The following is a 19427-nucleotide window of genomic DNA, read 5'->3' on the forward strand; positions in this document are numbered from 1 at the left end:
AAATATTACAGACAAATTGAGATTAGACGATAAAAACGCTATTTCTAGCGTTTTTTACTCATTTTTTCAATATAAATAAGAGTCCAGCTAAAGCTAACATAACTAAAATTGCTAACGTATCTGCTAACTTCCATTCCAAAATCCGATACTTGGTTCTCCCATCGCCGCCCTGATACCCACGCGCCTCCATCGCCGTTGCAAGAGCATCTGCCCTCTTAAAACTTGATGCGAATAACGGAATCAAAATAGGAATAACTGACTTTACCTTCTGAATAAGATTTCCCTCATTAAAGTCCACTCCACGAGCTCTCTGAGCATTCATAATCCGAGTGGTATCATCCATCAAGGTCGGTACAAAACGCAAGCTCATGGACAACATCAAACCAATTTCATGCACAGGAACCCTAAATCGCTTCAAAGGTGCAAGCCCTGACTCGATACCATCAGCCAAACTGAGCGGTGTTGTCGTCAAGGTCAACAAGGTCGAGAAGAAAATAATCAAAACAAAGCGAACAAAAATAATCGCCGCCTGTTGCAACCCTTCTACAGATAATTTAAAAATCCAAAACTCCCATAGAATGGTCGCTCCAGGTGTAAAGAAAACCTGAAAGAAAGTTGTAAATAGAATAATTCCTATCATCGGTTTCAAACCATTAATAAAAAATGATAAGCGAATACGAGATAAAACAACCATTCCTAAAACAAATGCTATCAATAAGGCATTGGTGACCAAATTGTTGGCCCAAAAAATCATCAATAGAAATCCAAACATTGCTAAAAGCTTACTTCTTGGATCCAAGCGATGAATAATTGAATCCCCAGGAATATAGCGACCTAAAATTAATTTATCCATGTGTCACCATCCCCGTAAATTCTTCAATTGTAATAGGAAGACGTTCAAATACAAAACCTCTTCTCTCCAAATTAGCTGCAAACTTAGTAATCTTAGGCACTCCCAACTGAATACTCTCTAAAAAATCTACCTCTTGAAAAATATCGACTGGTTTACCAGAACGGACTAGCTTTCCCTTTTCCATAATGTAAACAAAATCAGCATAGTTAGCCACATCGTCCATCAAATGAGTTACCAAAACGATTGTCATGCCTGATTCATGAAGCTTTTTGAAAATATCCATCAATTCCTGACGACCCGCAGGATCCAATCCAGCCGTTGGTTCATCCAAAACTAAGATACTTGGTTCCATTGCTAGAATCCCAGCAATAGCTACCCGACGCATTTGACCACCAGATAGTTCAAAAGGGCTACGCTCAAACAAGCTTTCATCAATTCCAACCAAGGCCAACTTTTCACGCGCAATCGTTTCAGCCTCTTCCTGAGAAACTCCGAAATTTTGTGGACCAAAAGCAACGTCTTTTAAGACCGTTTCATCAAACACTTGACTTTCAGGAAATTGGAACACCAGCCCAACTTTCTTCCTGACTTGCTTAATATCCTTATTTTCAGACGTCGCTGTAATCACAACATCATCAATGACTACTCTTCCCTCTGTTGGTACATTTAATCCATTCAAGAGTTGTAAAATCGTTGATTTACCCGAACCCGTATGCCCAATAAGGGCCATGTAAGAGCCATCAACAATCTCCAAATCCACACCAAAAAGCGCACGCCCCTCAAAAGGAGTGCCAGCTTGATAGGTATAGCTTACTTCTTGGAGATCAATTCCCATAAAGTTTCCTCTAATTCTTCCTCTGTAAAATAGCGGAGCGGTAAATCAAGTCCAGTCTGGCGCAAAGATGAAGCCAGCTCTGTCGTAAATGGTCTATCCAAGTCTAAATCTACCAAATCTTCTCGCATAAATAATTCATTTGGAGTGCTAATTGATTCAACCTGTCCATTTTTCATCACGATAACTCGATCACTCAATGCAACCTCATCCAAATCATGTGTTATAGAGATAACCGTCATACCATGACGCTCCTTAATTTCACGGACAATCTTAATCAAGTCGAGACGACCTTCTGGATCCAACATAGACGTAGCCTCATCCAAAATAATAATTTTTGGACGCAAGGCAACCACTCCAGCAATCGCCACCCTCTGCTTCTGACCACCAGATAAACGAGCAGGCTCACGTGTTTTGAAATCAGTCATTCCAACTAATTCCAAAGCTTCGTCAACTCGACTACGCATCTCCTCCAAAGGGATTCCCTGATTCTCTAAACCAAATGCAACATCATCTTCAACTGTAGCGCCTACAAATTGGTTATCTGGATTTTGAAAAACCATACCAATCAAGCGTCGCTTATCCCATACATTATCAATGGTTAAGGCATCACCGTCAATATAAATATCACCTGATTCAGCTTCCAACAAACCATCAATCAAACGAACTGTTGTTGATTTACCCGAACCATTATGACCAATAATAGACAGCCACTCTCCCTGTTTCACGTGAAACGAAACATCATTTAGAGTATATTGCTCATCCTCTTGGTTGTATTTATATTTTAAATTTTTTACTTCAATAATATTCATCATTTAAATGTATCTTTAAACAAGAAGGACGCACCCTTGAAATAATCATAACCTGAATATAGGGTGAAGAAAAGTGCAATATAGAGTGTTATTTGCCCCACGACGTTCCAGTGTAAGAGTAGGAAAATCACTGAAAACATCTGTGAAAATGTTTTGATTTTTCCTGGCATAGCCGCAGCTAGAACTGTTCCTCCATTTTCCACCAAGAGTAGACGAAGACCTGTCACTGCCAATTCACGGCAAATAATAATTGCAACTACCCAAGCTGGGGCAAAGCCAAGCTCTACAAGCATGATAAACGCTGTCATCACCAAAATCTTATCTGCCATCGGATCCGCAAATTTTCCAAAGTTTGTTACAACCTGCCATTTACGAGCCAAGTAGCCGTCTAGATAATCCGTAATACTAGCTAATGCAAAAATAAGTGCTGCCAACACATGACTAATTGTTGAATCCCAAACGGTCAGTAACAAGATAAAAATTGGGATTACCAAAATCCTACCTATCGTCAATGCATTGGGAATATTTTCTTTTTTCATTCTAATACCTTTATTGCCCTTATTCAAAATTTAAAGTGACCGCCCCTGTATCGGCTGTCAGAGCTGATAGATCTAGCTTTTGACCACCTACAGTTACCTCTACTCCTTTGACAACACCAAGAACAAGTGTAGTAGAAGTCACTCCTTCTTCAATAGTAGTAGTTACTGTTGGATTATCAGGTGTTAGTGTAACGCCCCCCTCTAACAAGGTGTCAGAAAGGCTGATCCAACTCGTTGTATTTTTTGCTGTTACAGTTACTTCTACTGGATAAGTCACTGTTTTAAGGGTCGCAACAATGTTAGAACCTGATCCTGAAATAGTCACATTTTCTGTAGCGGAACTACTTGAACTCGTTGAATTTGACTGCGCCTGCTCAGTAGAACTCGTCTCTGTGCCACTACTTGCTTCAGATACAGATTGCTCAACTATACTATATGACGTTGTAGTAGGCGTAATAGATGCTCTATTTTGGAGCCTGCTATGAACAATATAAGTCACAAAAATAATAATCAAACCCGTCGTAAGTAATAAGTAAATCAACGGAAGGTAAGAGTTCTTTTTACGTTTACGAACCTTATAGCTTCTTTTCAATTCTGAAGAGCGTAGTTCTTCTTCTCCATCTTCATAATATTTCACTAAACTATTGGTCTCGTAAGCATCCAGTAGAACATCTGCATCTAATTCCAAAGCCTCAGCATATGCTTTTAAAATAGACTGAACATCATCTGAGTTTGCAATAAAATCAAAATCATTGTACTCAAGTGCCTGCAAATATTTAGCTTGGATTTTTGTTATCCGTTGCAAGTCAACGAATGTCCAACCCCGTCCTTCTCTGGCTGTTCTAAGTACTTCCCCTATACTCTTTTGTCTCATAATACCCTCTCTCTATCGCTCATCATGTACAGTATACTATTCTAACAAAATTCCAAGGAAATTTCGACGGGTTGCGCCCACTTATTTTGGAAAAATCGTGAAATCTGTCATATCACAGTGATCAATAAAGCGACGACCTGCCTCTCTGATGTCATCTAACTGAAGACTTTGTATCATTTGAGGTATATCAAAAACATTTTCATATTCTGAATACTGAGAAACAAAGTGACTAGCTGTAAACTCAAGAGAATTCAAGCTACGAATAAAATCTCCATACATCTCGTTTTTCAACAATTGTAAATGATCCTCTGTCACATCTGCATCATCCTCAAATTTCCTAAGTGCTTTCATCAGTATACTAGAAAGCGTAATAGGTTCTTGAGTATCTCCCGAGATAATCAAATAGTGGTATTCAGGTGTAACCTCTAATTGGAACTGGAAAGAAGAATCAATTTTTCCCTGCTCGTATAACTGTTGGTATCGTTTTGAAGTCCAACCAAACAACATGGCAAATAAAAATTGTAAACTGAGCCGATATTTCTGAATAGTCTCCTTATCAACCTCGTCATTTCCCCGCAAACCAACAGCCAATTTTGGGGTAGATACGTCAAATTGTTCTGAGAGATGTTCCTGTATCGGCAACTTTTGGATACCTGCCAATTCAAACGACTGAGCTGGATTATCCATCTGAGCTACTTGATAACTTGAAATTTGTTTCCAAACTGCCTCTAAATCAAAATTACCAATAACGAATAAATTCATGTTACTTGGATGATAAAACACATCAAAATTCTCATGTAAATCATCCGCAGTAATTACAGCAATTGACTCAACTGTCCCTGCTATATCATAGGCCAAAGGACTTTCTGGATAAAGCGATGATAGAATTCCCGTAAACAAGCGATAATCTGCATCATCTTGATACATCTCGATTTCTTGTTCAATAATCCCCTGTTCTCTTTCTACATTGTCTTCTGTAAAATACGGTTCTCGAACAAAAGATTGTAAAAGTGATAGAGACTCCAATACTTTCTGAGTCGTTGAAAATAAGTAACTAGTCTGTCTAAAACTGGTATAAGCATTTGCGCTTGCTCCCAATTTAGCAAACTCATTCATAATATCCTCTTCATTCTCAGTTTCAAACAGCTTATGTTCTAAAAAATGTGCAATCCCTGCAGGATAAACAACACTATTACCATTAGCCAATGTAAATCGAGTATGAATACCCCCAAAATTTGTCGTTAGAATTCCATATGTCTCATGGAAATCTACTTTAGGAAGTAAAACAACTGTCAACCCATTGTCAACTTCCCCATAAAAGACAGATTCTTTCATGTAAGGATACTTCTTCTCAACTAACTTCATTCTTCTGTCCCCTCCATAAAGTAAACAGCCTGTAAATTAATCATCTGTCCTACTCGAATGACATCGTCTATTGATACCGATTTGATAGCCTCAATCCAATCTAACCAACTTAAATTTCTATTTTCTAAGGTAACTTGATTATATACTTGTTCTATCAAATTATTCTGCCTATCTTGAGCCAAGGTTGCTGAATGAATCAACATGTTTTTTGTCAACTCTAATTCTTCTTCTGTAAACTTACCACATTTTAAATCAAGTAGTTGTTTACTAATTAACTTCATTACCCTGAGTCTATTTTCACGGCTAATTCCAGCATAGACCTTCAGCATTCCTGAAAAAATAGAGACCTGACTGCCAATTGTATAGGCCAAACTTTCTTTCTCACGAACATTCATAAATAACTTCGAATGGGAAAAAGCACCCAGTAGACCATTAAATACCATCAAAGCCGAATAGTTTACATCGTTGTAAACCACTTGTAAATGATATGCCAATTCCAAAATGGACTGCCTTGCCTGTTTACGCTCGATTTTTTCTTGCGTGATGTTTGAGTATTCCTGATGATATTCTAACTCTAATTTTGGTTTTCTATAAGTAAAACCAAAATCTTCAAGTTTTCTTTTGACTTGTTCTCTGTCAACCTTCCCTAAGACAAATATATCAATTTTATCCATACGCAACATATTCCGATAAATATGAAAGGTTGATTCTGCGGTTTCTTTTTCAACCAAATCAAGCCTACCGACGCGTGGAATTTGAAGAGAGGGATCCTTATAAAAAAGCTTACTCATTTCAACATCTGCATGATAAAAATTATCTTCTATCTCTGACTGAAGAAAATTGATTAAATTCGTTTTTTCAATCTCGAAAATCTGGCTATCAAATCCTCGCCCCTTTTTCAGTGGTCTAAATATACATGTGTATAAAAAATCAAGAATCTCTACTGTAATATCCTCATTTTCTGGCAAGTGACGAGGACTGACATATGAAATTGTCACATCTACACAGTGCATCCTACCACGTTTCGAAACTGAGGTCGAGAACTGAGCACCATACAATTCTGCCAATCTTCTCCGAACAGCCTGAGCAGTCTGAAATTCTTGGTTACCCATTTCAAAAATATTTGCAACTAATACACGACCAGCGACTGTAGCCTCACTCATTTCAGCTGCAAAGCGAATACGTATACGATTTGTCGTAAACTGATCTGTATCAATAAAATGAAGATCTACTCCCTCTTGTAATTTCATCGTCTTCCTCTTTCAAACATTGTACCTTCCATTATACCATTTTGTGATATAATATTCTGTAACGAGGTGACTTATGGAATTTAAATTATTTGATGACTACATCACATTACAAGCATTGTTAAAAACGACTGGTATTCTCCATTCAGGAGGTGCCATTAAAGGTTTCTTAGAAGAAAATACCATTCTTTTCAATGGAGAGGATGAAAAAAGACGCGGTAAAAAAATCCGTGTCGGAGATGTTATCACACTCCCAGACCACAACACCAGCATCACAATCGTCGCTCCTAGTGCAGAGGAAATCAAACAGCACCAAGAGGATCAAGCTGAAAAAGAACGTGTGGCTGCAATCGTTAAAAAGTTAAATCAAGAAAATAAAAAGAATAAGAAACAGGTAAAAACGCCTAAAAAAGCAACTAAAAATACTGAAAGAAAACCTGTTCGTTTCCCTGGTATGTAGACATGTGGCTAGAACGATTAGAGTTACAACATTTTCGCAATTACAACCAATTAGATATTGAGTTCCACAAAGGGCTCAATGTCTTTTTAGGCGAAAACGCCCAAGGAAAAACCAATATTCTAGAATCTATCTATGTTTTAGCCTTAACACGAAGTCATCGAACACGGACAGATAAGGACCTACTACAGTTTCAAGAAAAGGAATTATCTATTTCTGGTTTACTCCATCGCACAAGCGGTAAAGTTCCCCTTGACATTCACTTGACAGACAAGGGGCGAGTGACCAAGGTCAACCATCTCAAACAAGCCAAGCTTTCCAACTATATCGGCCACATGAATGTTGTTCTCTTCGCCCCTGAAGATTTACAGCTGATAAAAGGTGCGCCTGCTTTGAGAAGAAAGTTCATCGATGTCGAGCTCGGGCAAATCAAGCCACTCTATCTCTCTGACCTATCGAATTATAATCACGTTTTAAAACAAAGAAATACTTACCTCAAATCTACAGATAAGATTGATGAGAACTTCCTATCCGTGTTAGATCAGCAACTTGCTGAATATGGTAGTCGTGTTATCCAACATCGACTTGATTTCCTCAAAAAACTAGAGGAATTTGGAAACAGGAAAGTTCAGGAAATATCTGGAAGTCGGGAAGAATTGACAATCGAATATCAATCTTCAATCGGATTGACAGATGATGTCAATTTAATTGACAAATTCTTGACAGAACTTGAAAAGTCTCGTAAACGTGATTTTTTTAAGAAAAATACAGGAGTTGGACCACATCGGGATGATGTAGCTTTCTTTATAAATGGAATGAATGCCCATTATGGTAGCCAAGGCCAGCACCGCAGTCTCGTTCTGTCACTCAAACTGGCTGAAATTGAGCTGATGAAAGAAGTCACACGAGAGTACCCAATTCTACTCTTAGATGATGTTATGAGTGAGCTGGATAATAATCGTCAAATCAAACTACTAGAAACTATTACAGATACGATTCAAACATTTATTACAACGACATCTTTAGACCATTTACATAAGCTACCTGATAATTTAAAAATCTTCCATATTGAGTCTGGTAAGGTTACTGAGTCAGAATAAGATTGTTTACACTGTTGTTAATAAAATTTACAAAAAAGTAAAGACCCTGTCAAGAGGGTCTTGTTTTTGTTTTACTGAACTGAATAGTTTGGAGCTTCGTTTGTGATTTGAACATCGTGTGGATGGCTTTCTTTCAAACCAGCACCTGACATTTCGATGAATTGAGCATTTTCATGCAATTCAGCCAAGTTACCAGCACCTACATAGCCCATACCTGAGCGAAGTCCACCAACCATTTGAAAAATCATATCTGCAACTGAACCTTTATAGGCTACGCGACCTTCAATTCCTTCTGGAACCAACTTGTTAGCTTCATTGACAGATGCTTGGAAGTAACGGTCTTTTGAACCTTGTTTCATGGCAGCAATAGAGCCCATACCGCGATAGGTCTTGAACTTACGACCTTGGAAGATTTCTGTCTCACCTGGTGCTTCATCAGTTCCTGCAAACATAGAACCAAGCATAACGGCATGACCACCAGCGGCAAGTGCCTTGACAATATCTCCAGAATATTTGATACCGCCATCAGCAATGATGGTTTTACCATATTCACGAGCAACACCAGCGGCATCATAGATAGCTGTCACTTGTGGTACACCGACACCTGCGATGACACGTGTTGTACAGATTGAACCTGGCCCAATACCGACCTTGACAACATCAACACCAGCTTCATAAAGAGCACGAGCTCCTTCAGCTGTGGCAATGTTGCCGGCAATCAAGGTACGAGTTGGGAAGTGGTTACGGATTTCTTTAATCTTGCGAAGAACGCCTGCTGAGTGACCGTGAGCTGTATCGATGACAATCGCGTCTGCACCCGCTTCAAAAAGGGCTTCTGCACGTTCAAAAGTATCAGATGTAACACCAACAGCACCCGCAACCAAGAGACGACCAAATTCATCCTTCGCAGCATTTGGGAACTCAATCACTTTCTCAATATCTTTGATGGTAATCAAGCCTGACAAACGACCATTTTCATCAACCAATGGCAATTTTTCAATACGATGCTTGTGAAGAATAGCCTCCGCAGTCGCAAGATCTGTTCCAACTGGCGCTGTCACCAATTCATCGCTTGTCATGTTGGTCGAAATTGGCTGTGAATAGTCAGAAATGAAACGCATATCACGGTTGGTGATGATACCAACTAATTTACGATTTTCCAATGTTTCAACGATTGGCACACCGGAAATACGATAAGTAGCCATCAATTTCTCAGCTTCAGCAATGGTGTGTTCTGGTGTTAAGAAGAATGGATCGATAATGACTCCATTTTCAGAACGTTTTACCTTACGCACCTCATCAGCCTGCTCCGCGATAGACATGTTCTTATGGATGACGCCCAAACCACCTGCACGCGCCATAGCGATAGCCATTTTGCTATCTGTTACTGTATCCATGGCAGCAGAAATAATCGGAAGATTAAGGGTCAAATTTGGTGCTAATTGTGTTTTTAAATCAATATCATGTGGCAATACATGACTTTCAGCCGGAATAAGTAATACATCGTCGAAAGTAAAGCCTTTTTTCAAAAATTTAGTGTCCCAGTTTGACATTTTCTTCCTCTTTTCTTATTTAATATGTAGCATGATTGCTATTTGTATTTTAATTATGATAACATTTTGAAATCATTTGTCAATCATTATTCGCTTTAATATCATAATTACTAAAAATTCAGAAAATTCTATTCAGTTTTATATATAAAATTCGAACGTTTGTTTTTTGCCACGTCGTAAAATAAATGAAAAAAGCAACATTTTCTCAACATTGCTCTTTCATTGTTAACCTTATTTAAAGTAGTTGATTCCCATGGCATCCTTTACTTGGTCAAGAGTTGTCGCAGCAACTTGGCGAGCTTTTTGGCTACCTGCTTCCAACATTGCATAGACCTGTCCCATATCCTGTGCAAACTCCAGACGGCGTTCACGGATTGGGCCTAATTCTCTCTCTAAAATGTCCAGCAAATAACGTTTGGTCTTCACATCACCCAAACCACCACGTTGATAGTGCTCCTTCATAGCCTCAATCTCAGCCTTATCTTCTTCGCGACCAAAAACGTCAAGATAGTGGAAAACCATGTTTCCTTCAATCTTACCTGGGTCTTCAACACGGATGTGGTTGGGATCAGTGTACATGGACATGACTTTTTTCTTGAGCGTATCCATGTCATCTGCCAGATAAATACCATTTCCAAGTGACTTAGACATCTTGGCATTGCCGTCCAAACCTGGCAAGCGACCAGCTGCCTCATTTTCAGGATAAATGCCCTCCGGCTCTACTAAAATATCAGTCTGGTAAGCATGGTTAAAGCTACGAACGATTTCACGAGTCTGCTCAATCATAGGTTTCTGGTCATTTCCTACTGGAACAAAGTTTGCCTTGAAGGCTGTAATATCCGCCGCTTGAGAAACAGGATAAACCAGGAATCCAGCTGGAATTCCCTCGCCAAATCCCTTCTGAGCAATCTCCGTTTTAACCGTTGGATTGCGTTCCAGACGAGCCACCGATACCAAGTTCATATAGTACATGGTCAACTCTGCCAATTCAGGAATTTGACTCTGGATGAAAATCGTTGTCTTAGCTGGATCAAGTCCTGCCGCTAGATAATCTAGTGCTACGTTTCCAACGGATTCAACAATCTTTTGTGGTTCCTTTGCATGATCTGTCAACGCTTGTTGGTCTGCTAAAAAGACAAAAAGTTCATGTTGACCTGCATCCTGTAATAAAACACGATTTTTCAACGAACCAACATAATGTCCAATATGTAATTTGCCTGTTGGACGGTCTCCTGTTAGGATAATCGGTTTACTCATAAAATGTTCTCCTTTTACATAATAAAAGCCCACGCACAGAAAACTGTGCGAGGGCGTCAAGGACACGGTGCCACCTCACTTATAAGCATTAAATAAGCTTACATCTTTTTGCACATAAGGCCTGCTAGCCGAATCCTTATTTATTCAGATTCTATTCACTCAGTCCATTCATAAGCGACTCTTGTTTGTTTACACCAACCACAAACTCTCTAAAAATTATCCACTTACTACTCTTCTGATTGATTCCTATTATAACCGCAAAGAATTAGAAAGTCAAGCTGACAAATCCTTGACGATACTGTCTAAATTAGGGATAATAGAAATTGCTTTTATAACACTAACCAAGGAGAATATATGAAAGAACGTATAAAGGACTTTATCTCTGTCACACTCGGATCAATTGTCATGGCCATTGGATTTAACAGTTTTTTTCTAGAGAATAATATCGTATCTGGTGGTGTCGGAGGTTTAGCAATCGCACTCAATGCTCTTCTGGGGTGGAGTCCGTCTGACTTTGTCCTCTACTGTAACATCCCTTTATTAATCATCTGTTGGTTTTTCTTAGGAAAATCTGTATTTATCAAAACTGTCTATGGTGCTATCATTTATCCTCTTTGCATCAAGTTGACAGCAGGTTTACCCAACTTGACAGAAAATCCTCTCCTAGCTGCTATTTTCGGTGGAATTATCCTAGGTTTTGGACTTGGGCTTGTCTTCCTTGGAAATTCTTCTACTGGTGGAACAGGTATTCTTATTCAATTTATCCATAAATACACTCCTTTGTCATTAGGAGTAACAATGGCCATTATCGATGGCATTATCGTTGGACTTGGCTTCATCGCTTTTGATCCTGACACTGTTATGTACTCGATTATTGCCCTAATGACCATTACTTATATTGTCAACCGCATGTTGTCTGGTACCCAATCTTCTCGAAATGTCATGATTATTTCTCAAAAATCAGAAGAAATTAAAGACTATATTACTAAAGTTGCTGATCGCGGTGTGACAGAACTTCCAATTATCGGTGGCTTTACAGGGGTTGACAAGCGCATGTTGATGACTACCATCTCTATTCCAGAAATGCAGAAACTGGAGACAGCGGTATTAGAAATTGATGAAACTGCCTTTATGGTTGTTATGCCTGCGAGTCAGGTGCGTGGACGTGGCTTCAGTCTTCAAAAAGACCATAAACATTATGATGAAGATATTTTGATTCCAATGTAATTCATTGAAAATTCAAGTTCTTTCTAGTACAATAAAACTAATAGACAGAAATAGAGGAGAAACTATGCTTACAGTATCAGACGTGTCGCTTCGCTTTAGCGACCGCAAATTATTTGACGATGTCAATATCAAATTTACAGCAGGAAATACCTACGGTTTGATTGGTGCAAACGGGGCCGGTAAATCTACATTTTTGAAAATTCTTGCGGGTGACATCGAGCCATCAACAGGTCATATTTCACTTGGACCAGACGAACGCCTCTCTGTACTACGTCAGAACCATTTCGACTATGAAGATGAGCGCGTGATTGACGTCGTTATCATGGGAAATGAGCAACTTTACAGCATCATGAAAGAAAAAGATGCCATTTACATGAAGGAAGATTTTTCTGATGAAGACGGTGTCCGTGCTGCTGAGTTAGAAGGTGAGTTTGCTGAACTTGGTGGCTGGGAAGCTGAAAGTGAAGCTTCTCAATTGCTCCAAAACCTCAACATTTCAGAAGACCTCCACTACCAAAACATGAGCGAATTGACCAACGGTGAGAAGGTTAAGGTCCTCTTGGCTAAGGCCCTCTTTGGTAAGCCTGATGTTCTTCTTTTGGACGAGCCAACCAACGGTCTGGACATCCAATCTATTAACTGGCTCGAAGATTTCTTGATTGACTTTGAAAATACGGTTATCGTCGTGTCCCACGACCGCCACTTCTTGAACAAGGTATGTACCCACATGGCCGACCTTGACTTCGGTAAAATCAAGATTTTCGTTGGTAACTATGACTTCTGGAAACAATCCAGTGAACTAGCAGCTAAACTACAAGCTGACCGTAATGCCAAAGCAGAAGAAAAAATCAAGGAATTACAAGAATTCGTTGCCCGTTTCTCTGCTAATGCTTCTAAGTCTAAGCAAGCTACTTCACGTAAGAAGATGTTGGACAAAATCGAGTTGGAAGAAATCATTCCTTCTAGCCGTAAGTACCCATTTATCAACTTCAAATCTGAACGTGAAATCGGTAATGACCTCCTAACCGTTGAAAACTTGAAAGTTGTCATCGATGGTGAAACGATTCTTGACAATATCAGCTTTATCCTGCGTCCAGGTGACAAGACTGCTCTTATTGGTCAAAACGACATCCAAACAACTGCTCTCATTCGTGCTCTTATGGGCGATATTGAATATGAAGGTACTGTCAAGTGGGGTGTCACTACTAGTCAATCCTACTTACCAAAAGACAATACTCGTGACTTTGATACAAACGAATCTATCCTTGATTGGCTCCGTCAATTTGCCAGCAAGGAAGAAGATGACAATACCTTCTTGCGCGGTTTCTTGGGACGTATGCTCTTCTCGGGTGATGAGGTTAACAAACCTGTAAACGTCTTGTCAGGGGGTGAAAAAGTGCGCGTGATGTTGTCAAAACTCATGCTCCTCAAGTCAAATGTCTTAGTCTTAGATGATCCAACCAACCACTTAGACTTGGAATCAATTTCCAGTCTGAACGATGGTTTGAAAGCTTTTAAAGAGTCCATCATCTTTGCCAGCCATGACCACGAATTTATTCAAACTTTAGCAAACCATATCATCGTCATTTCTAAAAACGGTGTTATCGACCGAATCGACGAAACTTATGATGAATTCTTGGAAAATGCTGAAGTACAAGCAAAAGTACAAGAACTTTGGAAAGCATAATAAAAAGGCGATTTATTCGCCTTTTCTTTTAAATCTATGAAAAAAATATTTACAAAAACATCCATTTATTATCTCTTATCTTTCCTTATTCCGCTGACTATTATTTCTATCGTCTTAGCATTTCAAGGAATCTGGTGGGGAAGTAATACAACAATATTGGCCAGTGATGGCTTCCATCAGTATGTTATTTTTAATCAAACATTACGAAATACTTTACAAGGAGACGGCTCTTTATTTTACACATTTTCAAGTGGTTTAGGACTCAATTTTTATGCTCTATCCTCCTATTACCTAGGCTCATTCCTATCTCCAATTGTCTTTTTCTTTGATTTACAATCCATGCCTGACGCTATCTACCTTGTCACTATTGTCAAATTTGGATTGACTGGGTTGTCAACTTATTTCAGTCTAAAGGGTATCCATAAAAATTTGAAAGAAGAATGGGCACTATTACTCGCTACTAGTTTTTCTCTGATGAGTTTTAGTACAAGTCAATTAGAAATAAACAACTGGCTAGACGTTTTTATACTCCTCCCACTCATTCTTCTTGGATTGCATCGATTATTAAAAAAACAGGGTCCGATTCTCTACTACATAACATTAACATGCTTGTTTATCCAAAACTATTACTTCGGTTATATGGTGGCTATTTTTCTAACATTATGGACATTGGTTCAATTATCATGGATAGATAGTCAGAGAATCAAAAGATTTATCAACTTTACAATAGTGTCAATTTTATCTGCTCTAAGCAGCATGTTCATGTTGTTACCAACCTACTTGGATTTAAAAACTCATGGTGAGACATTTACAAAAATTGTCAACCTAAAAACCGAGGACTCTTGGTATCTGGACTTCTTTGCAAAAAACTTAGTTGGTAGCTTTGATACAACAAAATTCGGTTCTATTTCCATGATCTCTGTTGGTCTCGTTCCATTAATACTCGCTTTACTATTCTTTACATTAAAAGAAATAAAACCAACTGTCAAACTCTCCTATGCTCTATTCTTTACATTCATTATTTCAAGTTTCTACCTACAACCACTCAATCTTTTTTGGCAAGGTATGCATGCGCCAAACATGTTCCTCTATCGTTATGCATGGGCTCTATCAATAACTGTTATCTATTTAGCAGCAGAGACATTGGTACGACTACGTCAAGTAAGTATTAAAAATTTTACTCTGATTGTTTCATTTTTACTCATTTGTTTTACTTCTACCTTTATTTTTAGAGATCATTATGAGTTTCTAACGGATGTAAATTTCCTACTCACACTAGAATTTCTAATAGCCTACTTCATTCTTTTTGTAGCAATGATTCGCTATAAATCATCCTTAAAATGGACTAATATTGTTTTATTGTTCTTCACTTTCTTAGAACTTGGATTACATAGTCATTATCAGGTTCAGGGGATTTCTGATGAATGGCATTTTCCTAGCCGATCAAACTATGAAGAAAAATTGACAGATATTGACAGTATTGTAAAGTCTACAAAGACTACAACTGATTCATTTTATCGTATAGAACGTCTATTACCACAAACTGGCAATGATAGCATGAAATTCAATTACAACGGTATTTCTCAATTCTCCTCCATTCGAAATCGTGCTTCCAGCTCAGTACTAGATAAGCTCGGTTTCCGTTCAGACGGTACCAATTTGAATCTTCGTTATCAGAATAATACAATTATTGCTGATAGCCTATTCGGAATCAAATATAATTTAGCTACTACGGACCCAAATAAGTTTGGTTTCACACTGAATCAGAGTCAGTCTACTATTAATCTTTACGAAAATAGTTTTAATATAGGGTTAGCCCTATTGACTGAAGGGATTTACAAAGATGTCAATTTTACAAATCTGACTCTCGATAATCAAACAAATTTTCTTAATCAACTAACAGGGTTATCTCAAAAATACTACCACACTTTATCAGATGTTGTTTCACAAAATACAGTTGAACTGAGCAATCGAATGACTGTCAACAAAGTTGACAATGAGGATACTGCAAAGGCAACTTTCTTAGTAAATATACCTGCAAATAGCCAAGTATACTTAAATTTGCCAAATTTAACATTCTCAAATGAGAATCAAAAAAAGGTTGTCATTACTGTCAATAATCAGTCAAGTGAGTTTACACTAGATAATGCTTTCTCTTTCTTCAATGTGGGGAGCTTTACTACAGATGTACAAGTTCAAGTCGATGTATATTTTCCTGAAAATAATCAAGTTTCTTTTGATAAACCACAATTTTATCGATTGGACTTATTAGCTTTCCAACAGGCTATTTCCATTCTCCAAGAAAAACAAGTAGTAACAAAAACTGATGGTAATAAAGTAACCGTTGATTTTGTAACCGATAAAGAAGCCTCGCTCCTCCTTACTTTACCCTATGATAAAGGATGGAATGCAACCATTGATGGTAAACCTATCAAAATCCAAAAAGCGCAAGAGGGTTTTATGAAAGTGGATGTAAGTCCAGATCAAACTAAACTAGTTTTAACCTTTATACCAAATGGTTTCTATCTAGGTTTACTGATTTCTTTGGGTGCAGTTTTTGTATTTTTCTCCTATCAATTCATTAGATACTATTATTCTAAGAACCGAGAATCCTAAACTTTCTCGGTTTTTTCTTGTAAAAAACAAAAAACCTTGATTTCTCAAGGTTTCCTATGCTTTATCTACTCCGCCAACAGGGCTCGAACCTGTGACATCATGATTAACAGTCATGCGCTCTACCAACTGAGCTATGGCGGAAGAAATAGTCCGTACGGGATTCGAACCCGTGTTACCGCCGTGAAAAGGCGGTGTCTTAACCCCTTGACCAACGGACCATTTTTAGAACAATAACTAGTATAATACATGTGACTTTGTTTGTCAATACATTTTTTTGATTTTTTATTGTATTGACAGAGTGCCTTGTTTAATGTAAAATAAAATAGTTAAGGTTCCATAGCTCAGCTGGATAGAGCATTCGCCTTCTAAGCGAACGGTCGCAGGTTCGAATCCTGCTGGAATCATTTAGACCTACCTCGAGTAGGTCTTTTTTCTTGCCATAATTCATAATTAATATATAAAACTGGCAAAATTAGACCAATAAGGGCATATTCTTCAAATTGGAAGGATAGGTGAGTAGATATAATGACACCTAGCATAAACCCTATAATGGTCAATAAGATGTTTCTACCTGTTTTTCTAAGTTCTGAATCTTTTTCAATAACTCCTTTAAACCAGAGGTAAGCAGCATTTTTGACATTCCCTGTCATCATCACATTGGCATACGGAGCACCTCGTAACCTTCTAAATGTTTCTACTTGAATAGAGGCTACGAAGGCTAGGCTAGCAATTGTAAAAGACGCAGGCATAATAGGTGAGAAAATGATAGTTAGTAAAATAAGAACTAACATCATTACACTACTACCAAAGTGCCAAGACCATGTTTGTTTTTCAAAATACCTTCTTGCTAAGTAGGTAAAAAATTGTCCGAATACAAAAAATAAAATGGGAATGGAAAAATTAACTACCTGCGCAAAGTCACCTTTAGCTAAAAAATAAGCTAGGGAAATAACATTTCCAGATTGTACACCAGCAAAGCGACCACCCTGAGTCACAAAAGTAAAGGCATTTAAATAACCACTGATAAACGTTAATGAACAAGCAATTCTCAATCCCTCAAAAACACGATAATCTTTTTGATTCATTTTCACTCCTTGTTTCACGTGAAACTACTTATGATATGGGCTTCCCTGCTGAATCATAAATGCACGATAAATCTGCTCGATGAGAACTAATTTCATTAGTTGATGGGGAAGTGTCAACTGTCCAAAACTCATCAACAAATTAGCTCTTTTTTTAATACAGGAATCGAGACCCAAACTACCACCGATGATAAAAGTTATATCTGAATACCCATTTACTGCAATATCAGATAGCTTTTGACTAAATTCTTCCGATGGAAATTGTTTGCCTTCTATCGCTAAGGCAATGACAAAATCTCGCTCTCCAATTTTAGACATAATTCTATCGGCTTCTTTTTTTAATATTTGTTCATTCTCTGCCTGACTGGCTTTATCTGGTGTTTTTTCATCAGGAAGCTCAATCATATCCAACTTAGTAAATCGTCCCAATCGTTTACTATATTCTGCAATACCTTCTTTGAGGTACTTTTCTTTCAATTTTCCAACGGTAATCAATTTTATTTTCATAAAATAATTGTAACATATCCACAAGCATACGACAGAAAATATTTTTAGAAAATCATGATATGGCTACAGTTTTTCACACAATTCACAGAGTTATCCACAGGTTGTGGATTGATTTTTGAAAACTTTAAGCTATAATTAAGAAAGCAAGAGTAATCTTAAGGAAAATTAAAGAAATGGAAAGGATTCCTTATATGAAAAAATATTTGAAATTTGCGATTCTATTTGTAATTGGATTTTTTGGGGGGCTTATCGGGGCCTTATCAGCCTCTTTCTTCCAACCACAGGTTCAACAAGCAAATTCTGCTATCACTAGTGTCAGCAATGTTCAATATAATAATGAAACTTCCACCACAAAAGCTGTAGAGAAAGTACAAAATGCTGTTGTGTCTGTTATTAATTACCAAAAGTCAGCCAACAATAGTCTTGGTGCTATCTTTGGAAATATTGAATCATCTGACGAACTAGCTGTTGCTGGAGAGGGGTCTGGAGTTATCTATAAAAAAGATGGTCAATATGCCTATATTGTGACAAATACGCATGTTATTAATAACGCAGAAAAGATTGATATTCTTTTAGCATCTGGAGAAAAAATCAGCGGTGAACTCGTTGGTTCCGATACCTATTCTGATATAGCTGTTATAAAAATATCAGCAGATAAAGTCACTACTGTTGCTGAATTTGCTGATTCCGATACAATTAAAGTTGGAGAAACTGCTATCGCAATTGGTAGTCCTCTAGGTAGTGTCTACGCCAATACAGTTACTCAAGGTATTATTTCCAGCCTAAGTCGGACAGTTACTTCACAATCAGAAGACGGACAAACAATCTCAACCAATGCTATTCAAACCGATACAGCTATCAACCCAGGAAACTCTGGTGGACCATTGATTAATATCCAAGGACAAGTTATTGGTATCACCTCTAGCAAAATCACCTCAAGTTCTGTAAGTAGCTCTGGTGTGGCTGTGGAAGGGATGGGATTTGCTATTCCTGCAAATGATGCCGTAGCCATTATCAATCAACTTGAAAAAGATGGAAAAGTTAGCCGACCTGCTCTTGGAGTTCATATGGTTAACTTGACGACCTTGTCAACTAGTCAATTGGAAAAAGCTGGATTATCAAATACGGAATTAACATCCGGTGTAGTAATTGTCTCTACACAAAGTGGACTACCTGCAGATGGAAAATTAGAAACTTTTGATGTTATTACTGAGATTGACGGAGAAGCTATTCAAAATAAGAGTGACCTCCAGAGCGCTCTCTACAAACATCAAATTGGAGATACAATCACTGTAACTTATTACCGCAATAATCAGAAACAAACTGTTGACATTAAGTTGACACATTCTACAGAAGAACTTAGCGAATAATTGACAAATGAGACTTTACACAATTGTAAAGTCTCATTTTTTTTGCTAG

Annotated in this window: 17 protein-coding genes, 3 tRNA genes and 1 other annotated feature; of the genes, 7 read left to right on the plus strand and 13 right to left on the minus strand. The window is 37.9% G+C overall.

Features of this window, described 5'->3' with window-relative positions:
* Nucleotides 1-58 precede the first annotated feature (58 nt).
* The 7 genes from P7J49_RS05515 to yfmF all read right to left on the minus strand — a co-directional run bounded on the left by P7J49_RS05515 (nt 59) and on the right by yfmF (nt 6525).
* Complete coding sequence (locus tag P7J49_RS05515) at nt 59-853, minus strand: energy-coupling factor transporter transmembrane component T family protein (protein WP_024379550.1); 795 nt, start codon at nt 851-853, stop codon at nt 59-61.
* Nucleotides 846-1688, minus strand: coding sequence for an energy-coupling factor transporter ATPase (locus P7J49_RS05520; RefSeq protein ID WP_318817274.1), 843 nt, complete (start codon nt 1686-1688; stop codon nt 846-848). The genes P7J49_RS05515 and P7J49_RS05520 overlap by 8 nt, the downstream gene beginning before the upstream one ends.
* The gene (locus P7J49_RS05525) at nt 1664-2500 is read right to left on the minus strand and encodes an energy-coupling factor ABC transporter ATP-binding protein (protein ID WP_002941820.1); all 837 of its coding nucleotides are present in this window, start codon (nt 2498-2500) and stop codon (nt 1664-1666) included. The genes P7J49_RS05520 and P7J49_RS05525 overlap by 25 nt, the downstream gene beginning before the upstream one ends.
* Entirely contained in the window at nt 2497-3036 is a 540-nt protein-coding gene (gene pgsA, locus P7J49_RS05530; RefSeq protein ID WP_024375811.1) for a CDP-diacylglycerol--glycerol-3-phosphate 3-phosphatidyltransferase, read from the minus strand. Before pgsA ends, P7J49_RS05525 begins: the two co-directional genes overlap by 4 nt.
* A gap of 19 nt (nt 3037-3055) precedes the next feature.
* Nucleotides 3056-3910, minus strand: coding sequence for a cytoskeleton protein RodZ (rodZ, locus tag P7J49_RS05535; protein ID WP_408569860.1), 855 nt, complete (start codon nt 3908-3910; stop codon nt 3056-3058).
* Between the two features lie 81 nt (nt 3911-3991).
* Entirely contained in the window at nt 3992-5275 is a 1284-nt protein-coding gene (yfmH, locus tag P7J49_RS05540; RefSeq protein WP_408569862.1) for an EF-P 5-aminopentanol modification-associated protein YfmH, read from the minus strand.
* On the minus strand, nt 5272-6525 hold the full coding sequence (gene yfmF / locus P7J49_RS05545) for an EF-P 5-aminopentanol modification-associated protein YfmF (RefSeq protein WP_408569864.1): 1254 nt from the start codon (nt 6523-6525) through the stop codon (nt 5272-5274). The genes yfmH and yfmF overlap by 4 nt, the downstream gene beginning before the upstream one ends.
* Nucleotides 6526-6598: 73 nt before the next feature.
* Here yfmF and yaaA point away from each other — a divergent pair, with 73 nt between their 5' ends.
* The gene (gene yaaA, locus P7J49_RS05550) at nt 6599-6982 is read left to right on the plus strand and encodes a S4 domain-containing protein YaaA (RefSeq protein WP_002936175.1); all 384 of its coding nucleotides are present in this window, start codon (nt 6599-6601) and stop codon (nt 6980-6982) included.
* 2 nt (nt 6983-6984) lie between these two features.
* Complete coding sequence (gene recF / locus P7J49_RS05555) at nt 6985-8079, plus strand: DNA replication/repair protein RecF (protein ID WP_408569866.1); 1095 nt, start codon at nt 6985-6987, stop codon at nt 8077-8079.
* A gap of 71 nt (nt 8080-8150) precedes the next feature.
* Here the strand turns inward: recF and guaB are convergent, their stop codons facing one another.
* Nucleotides 8151-9632 (minus strand): IMP dehydrogenase, encoded by a 1482-nt coding sequence (guaB, locus tag P7J49_RS05560; RefSeq protein WP_408569868.1) that lies wholly within the window; start codon nt 9630-9632, stop codon nt 8151-8153.
* A gap of 231 nt (nt 9633-9863) precedes the next feature.
* Complete coding sequence (gene trpS / locus P7J49_RS05565) at nt 9864-10889, minus strand: tryptophan--tRNA ligase (protein WP_024376052.1); 1026 nt, start codon at nt 10887-10889, stop codon at nt 9864-9866.
* Between the two features lie 46 nt (nt 10890-10935).
* Nucleotides 10936-11142: a binding site (T-box leader), on the minus strand.
* Nucleotides 11143-11243: 101 nt separating this feature from the next.
* Here trpS and P7J49_RS05570 point away from each other — a divergent pair.
* From P7J49_RS05570 to P7J49_RS05580, 3 genes are all read left to right on the plus strand, one after another.
* On the plus strand, nt 11244-12116 hold the full coding sequence (locus tag P7J49_RS05570) for a YitT family protein (protein ID WP_408569870.1): 873 nt from the start codon (nt 11244-11246) through the stop codon (nt 12114-12116).
* A 64-nt stretch (nt 12117-12180) separates the two neighbouring features.
* Entirely contained in the window at nt 12181-13803 is a 1623-nt protein-coding gene (locus P7J49_RS05575; protein ID WP_012775415.1) for an ABC-F family ATP-binding cassette domain-containing protein, read from the plus strand.
* A gap of 36 nt (nt 13804-13839) precedes the next feature.
* Nucleotides 13840-16419 carry a YfhO family protein gene (locus P7J49_RS05580; RefSeq protein ID WP_408569872.1) on the plus strand — a complete coding sequence of 860 codons (2580 nt, stop codon included), beginning with the start codon at nt 13840-13842 and terminating at the stop codon, nt 16417-16419.
* Nucleotides 16420-16487: 68 nt separating this feature from the next.
* Here the strand turns inward: P7J49_RS05580 and P7J49_RS05585 are convergent.
* A tRNA-Asn gene (locus tag P7J49_RS05585) sits at nt 16488-16560 on the minus strand.
* Nucleotides 16561-16565: 5 nt separating this feature from the next.
* Nucleotides 16566-16637 (minus strand) — tRNA-Glu (locus tag P7J49_RS05590).
* A gap of 112 nt (nt 16638-16749) precedes the next feature.
* Between P7J49_RS05590 and P7J49_RS05595 the strand changes: the two genes are divergently transcribed.
* Nucleotides 16750-16823 (plus strand) — tRNA-Arg (locus P7J49_RS05595).
* Here P7J49_RS05595 and P7J49_RS05600 read toward each other — a convergent pair.
* The gene (locus tag P7J49_RS05600; protein ID WP_053867304.1) at nt 16821-17504 is read right to left on the minus strand and encodes a YoaK family protein; all 684 of its coding nucleotides are present in this window, start codon (nt 17502-17504) and stop codon (nt 16821-16823) included. The two genes, P7J49_RS05595 and P7J49_RS05600, sit on opposite strands and share 3 nt — an antisense overlap.
* 24 nt (nt 17505-17528) lie before the next feature.
* Nucleotides 17529-18008 (minus strand): 23S rRNA (pseudouridine(1915)-N(3))-methyltransferase RlmH, encoded by a 480-nt coding sequence (gene rlmH, locus P7J49_RS05605; RefSeq protein WP_004194528.1) that lies wholly within the window; start codon nt 18006-18008, stop codon nt 17529-17531.
* Between the two features lie 173 nt (nt 18009-18181).
* Between rlmH and P7J49_RS05610 the strand changes: the two genes are divergently transcribed.
* Entirely contained in the window at nt 18182-19378 is a 1197-nt protein-coding gene (locus P7J49_RS05610) for a S1C family serine protease (RefSeq protein ID WP_024384306.1), read from the plus strand.
* Nucleotides 19379-19427 lie beyond the last annotated feature (49 nt).

Source organism: Streptococcus suis (genome assembly GCF_046032515.1).
Taxonomy (GTDB): Bacteria; Bacillota; Bacilli; order Lactobacillales; family Streptococcaceae; genus Streptococcus; species Streptococcus suis_AL.

What these genes read in the sequence shown, in the direction of transcription:
- pgsA (WP_024375811.1), bottom strand. Translation starts at nt 3,036, where the DNA reads ATGAAAAAAGAAAATATTCCCAATGCATTGACGATAGGTAGGATTTTG.
- rlmH (WP_004194528.1), bottom strand. Translation starts at nt 18,008, where the DNA reads ATGAAAATAAAATTGATTACCGTTGGAAAATTGAAAGAAAAGTACCTC.
- P7J49_RS05515 (WP_024379550.1), bottom strand. Translation starts at nt 853, where the DNA reads ATGGATAAATTAATTTTAGGTCGCTATATTCCTGGGGATTCAATTATT.
- P7J49_RS05610 (WP_024384306.1), top strand. Translation starts at nt 18,182, where the DNA reads ATGGAAAGGATTCCTTATATGAAAAAATATTTGAAATTTGCGATTCTA.
- yaaA (WP_002936175.1), top strand. Translation starts at nt 6,599, where the DNA reads ATGGAATTTAAATTATTTGATGACTACATCACATTACAAGCATTGTTA.
- P7J49_RS05580 (WP_408569872.1), top strand. Translation starts at nt 13,840, where the DNA reads ATGAAAAAAATATTTACAAAAACATCCATTTATTATCTCTTATCTTTC.
- P7J49_RS05525 (WP_002941820.1), bottom strand. Translation starts at nt 2,500, where the DNA reads ATGATGAATATTATTGAAGTAAAAAATTTAAAATATAAATACAACCAA.
- P7J49_RS05570 (WP_408569870.1), top strand. Translation starts at nt 11,244, where the DNA reads ATGAAAGAACGTATAAAGGACTTTATCTCTGTCACACTCGGATCAATT.
- P7J49_RS05575 (WP_012775415.1), top strand. Translation starts at nt 12,181, where the DNA reads ATGCTTACAGTATCAGACGTGTCGCTTCGCTTTAGCGACCGCAAATTA.
- guaB (WP_408569868.1), bottom strand. Translation starts at nt 9,632, where the DNA reads ATGTCAAACTGGGACACTAAATTTTTGAAAAAAGGCTTTACTTTCGAC.
- recF (WP_408569866.1), top strand. Translation starts at nt 6,985, where the DNA reads ATGTGGCTAGAACGATTAGAGTTACAACATTTTCGCAATTACAACCAA.
- rodZ (WP_408569860.1), bottom strand. Translation starts at nt 3,910, where the DNA reads ATGAGACAAAAGAGTATAGGGGAAGTACTTAGAACAGCCAGAGAAGGA.
- P7J49_RS05520 (WP_318817274.1), bottom strand. Translation starts at nt 1,688, where the DNA reads ATGGGAATTGATCTCCAAGAAGTAAGCTATACCTATCAAGCTGGCACT.
- P7J49_RS05600 (WP_053867304.1), bottom strand. Translation starts at nt 17,504, where the DNA reads ATGAATCAAAAAGATTATCGTGTTTTTGAGGGATTGAGAATTGCTTGT.
- trpS (WP_024376052.1), bottom strand. Translation starts at nt 10,889, where the DNA reads ATGAGTAAACCGATTATCCTAACAGGAGACCGTCCAACAGGCAAATTA.
- yfmF (WP_408569864.1), bottom strand. Translation starts at nt 6,525, where the DNA reads ATGAAATTACAAGAGGGAGTAGATCTTCATTTTATTGATACAGATCAG.
- yfmH (WP_408569862.1), bottom strand. Translation starts at nt 5,275, where the DNA reads ATGAAGTTAGTTGAGAAGAAGTATCCTTACATGAAAGAATCTGTCTTT.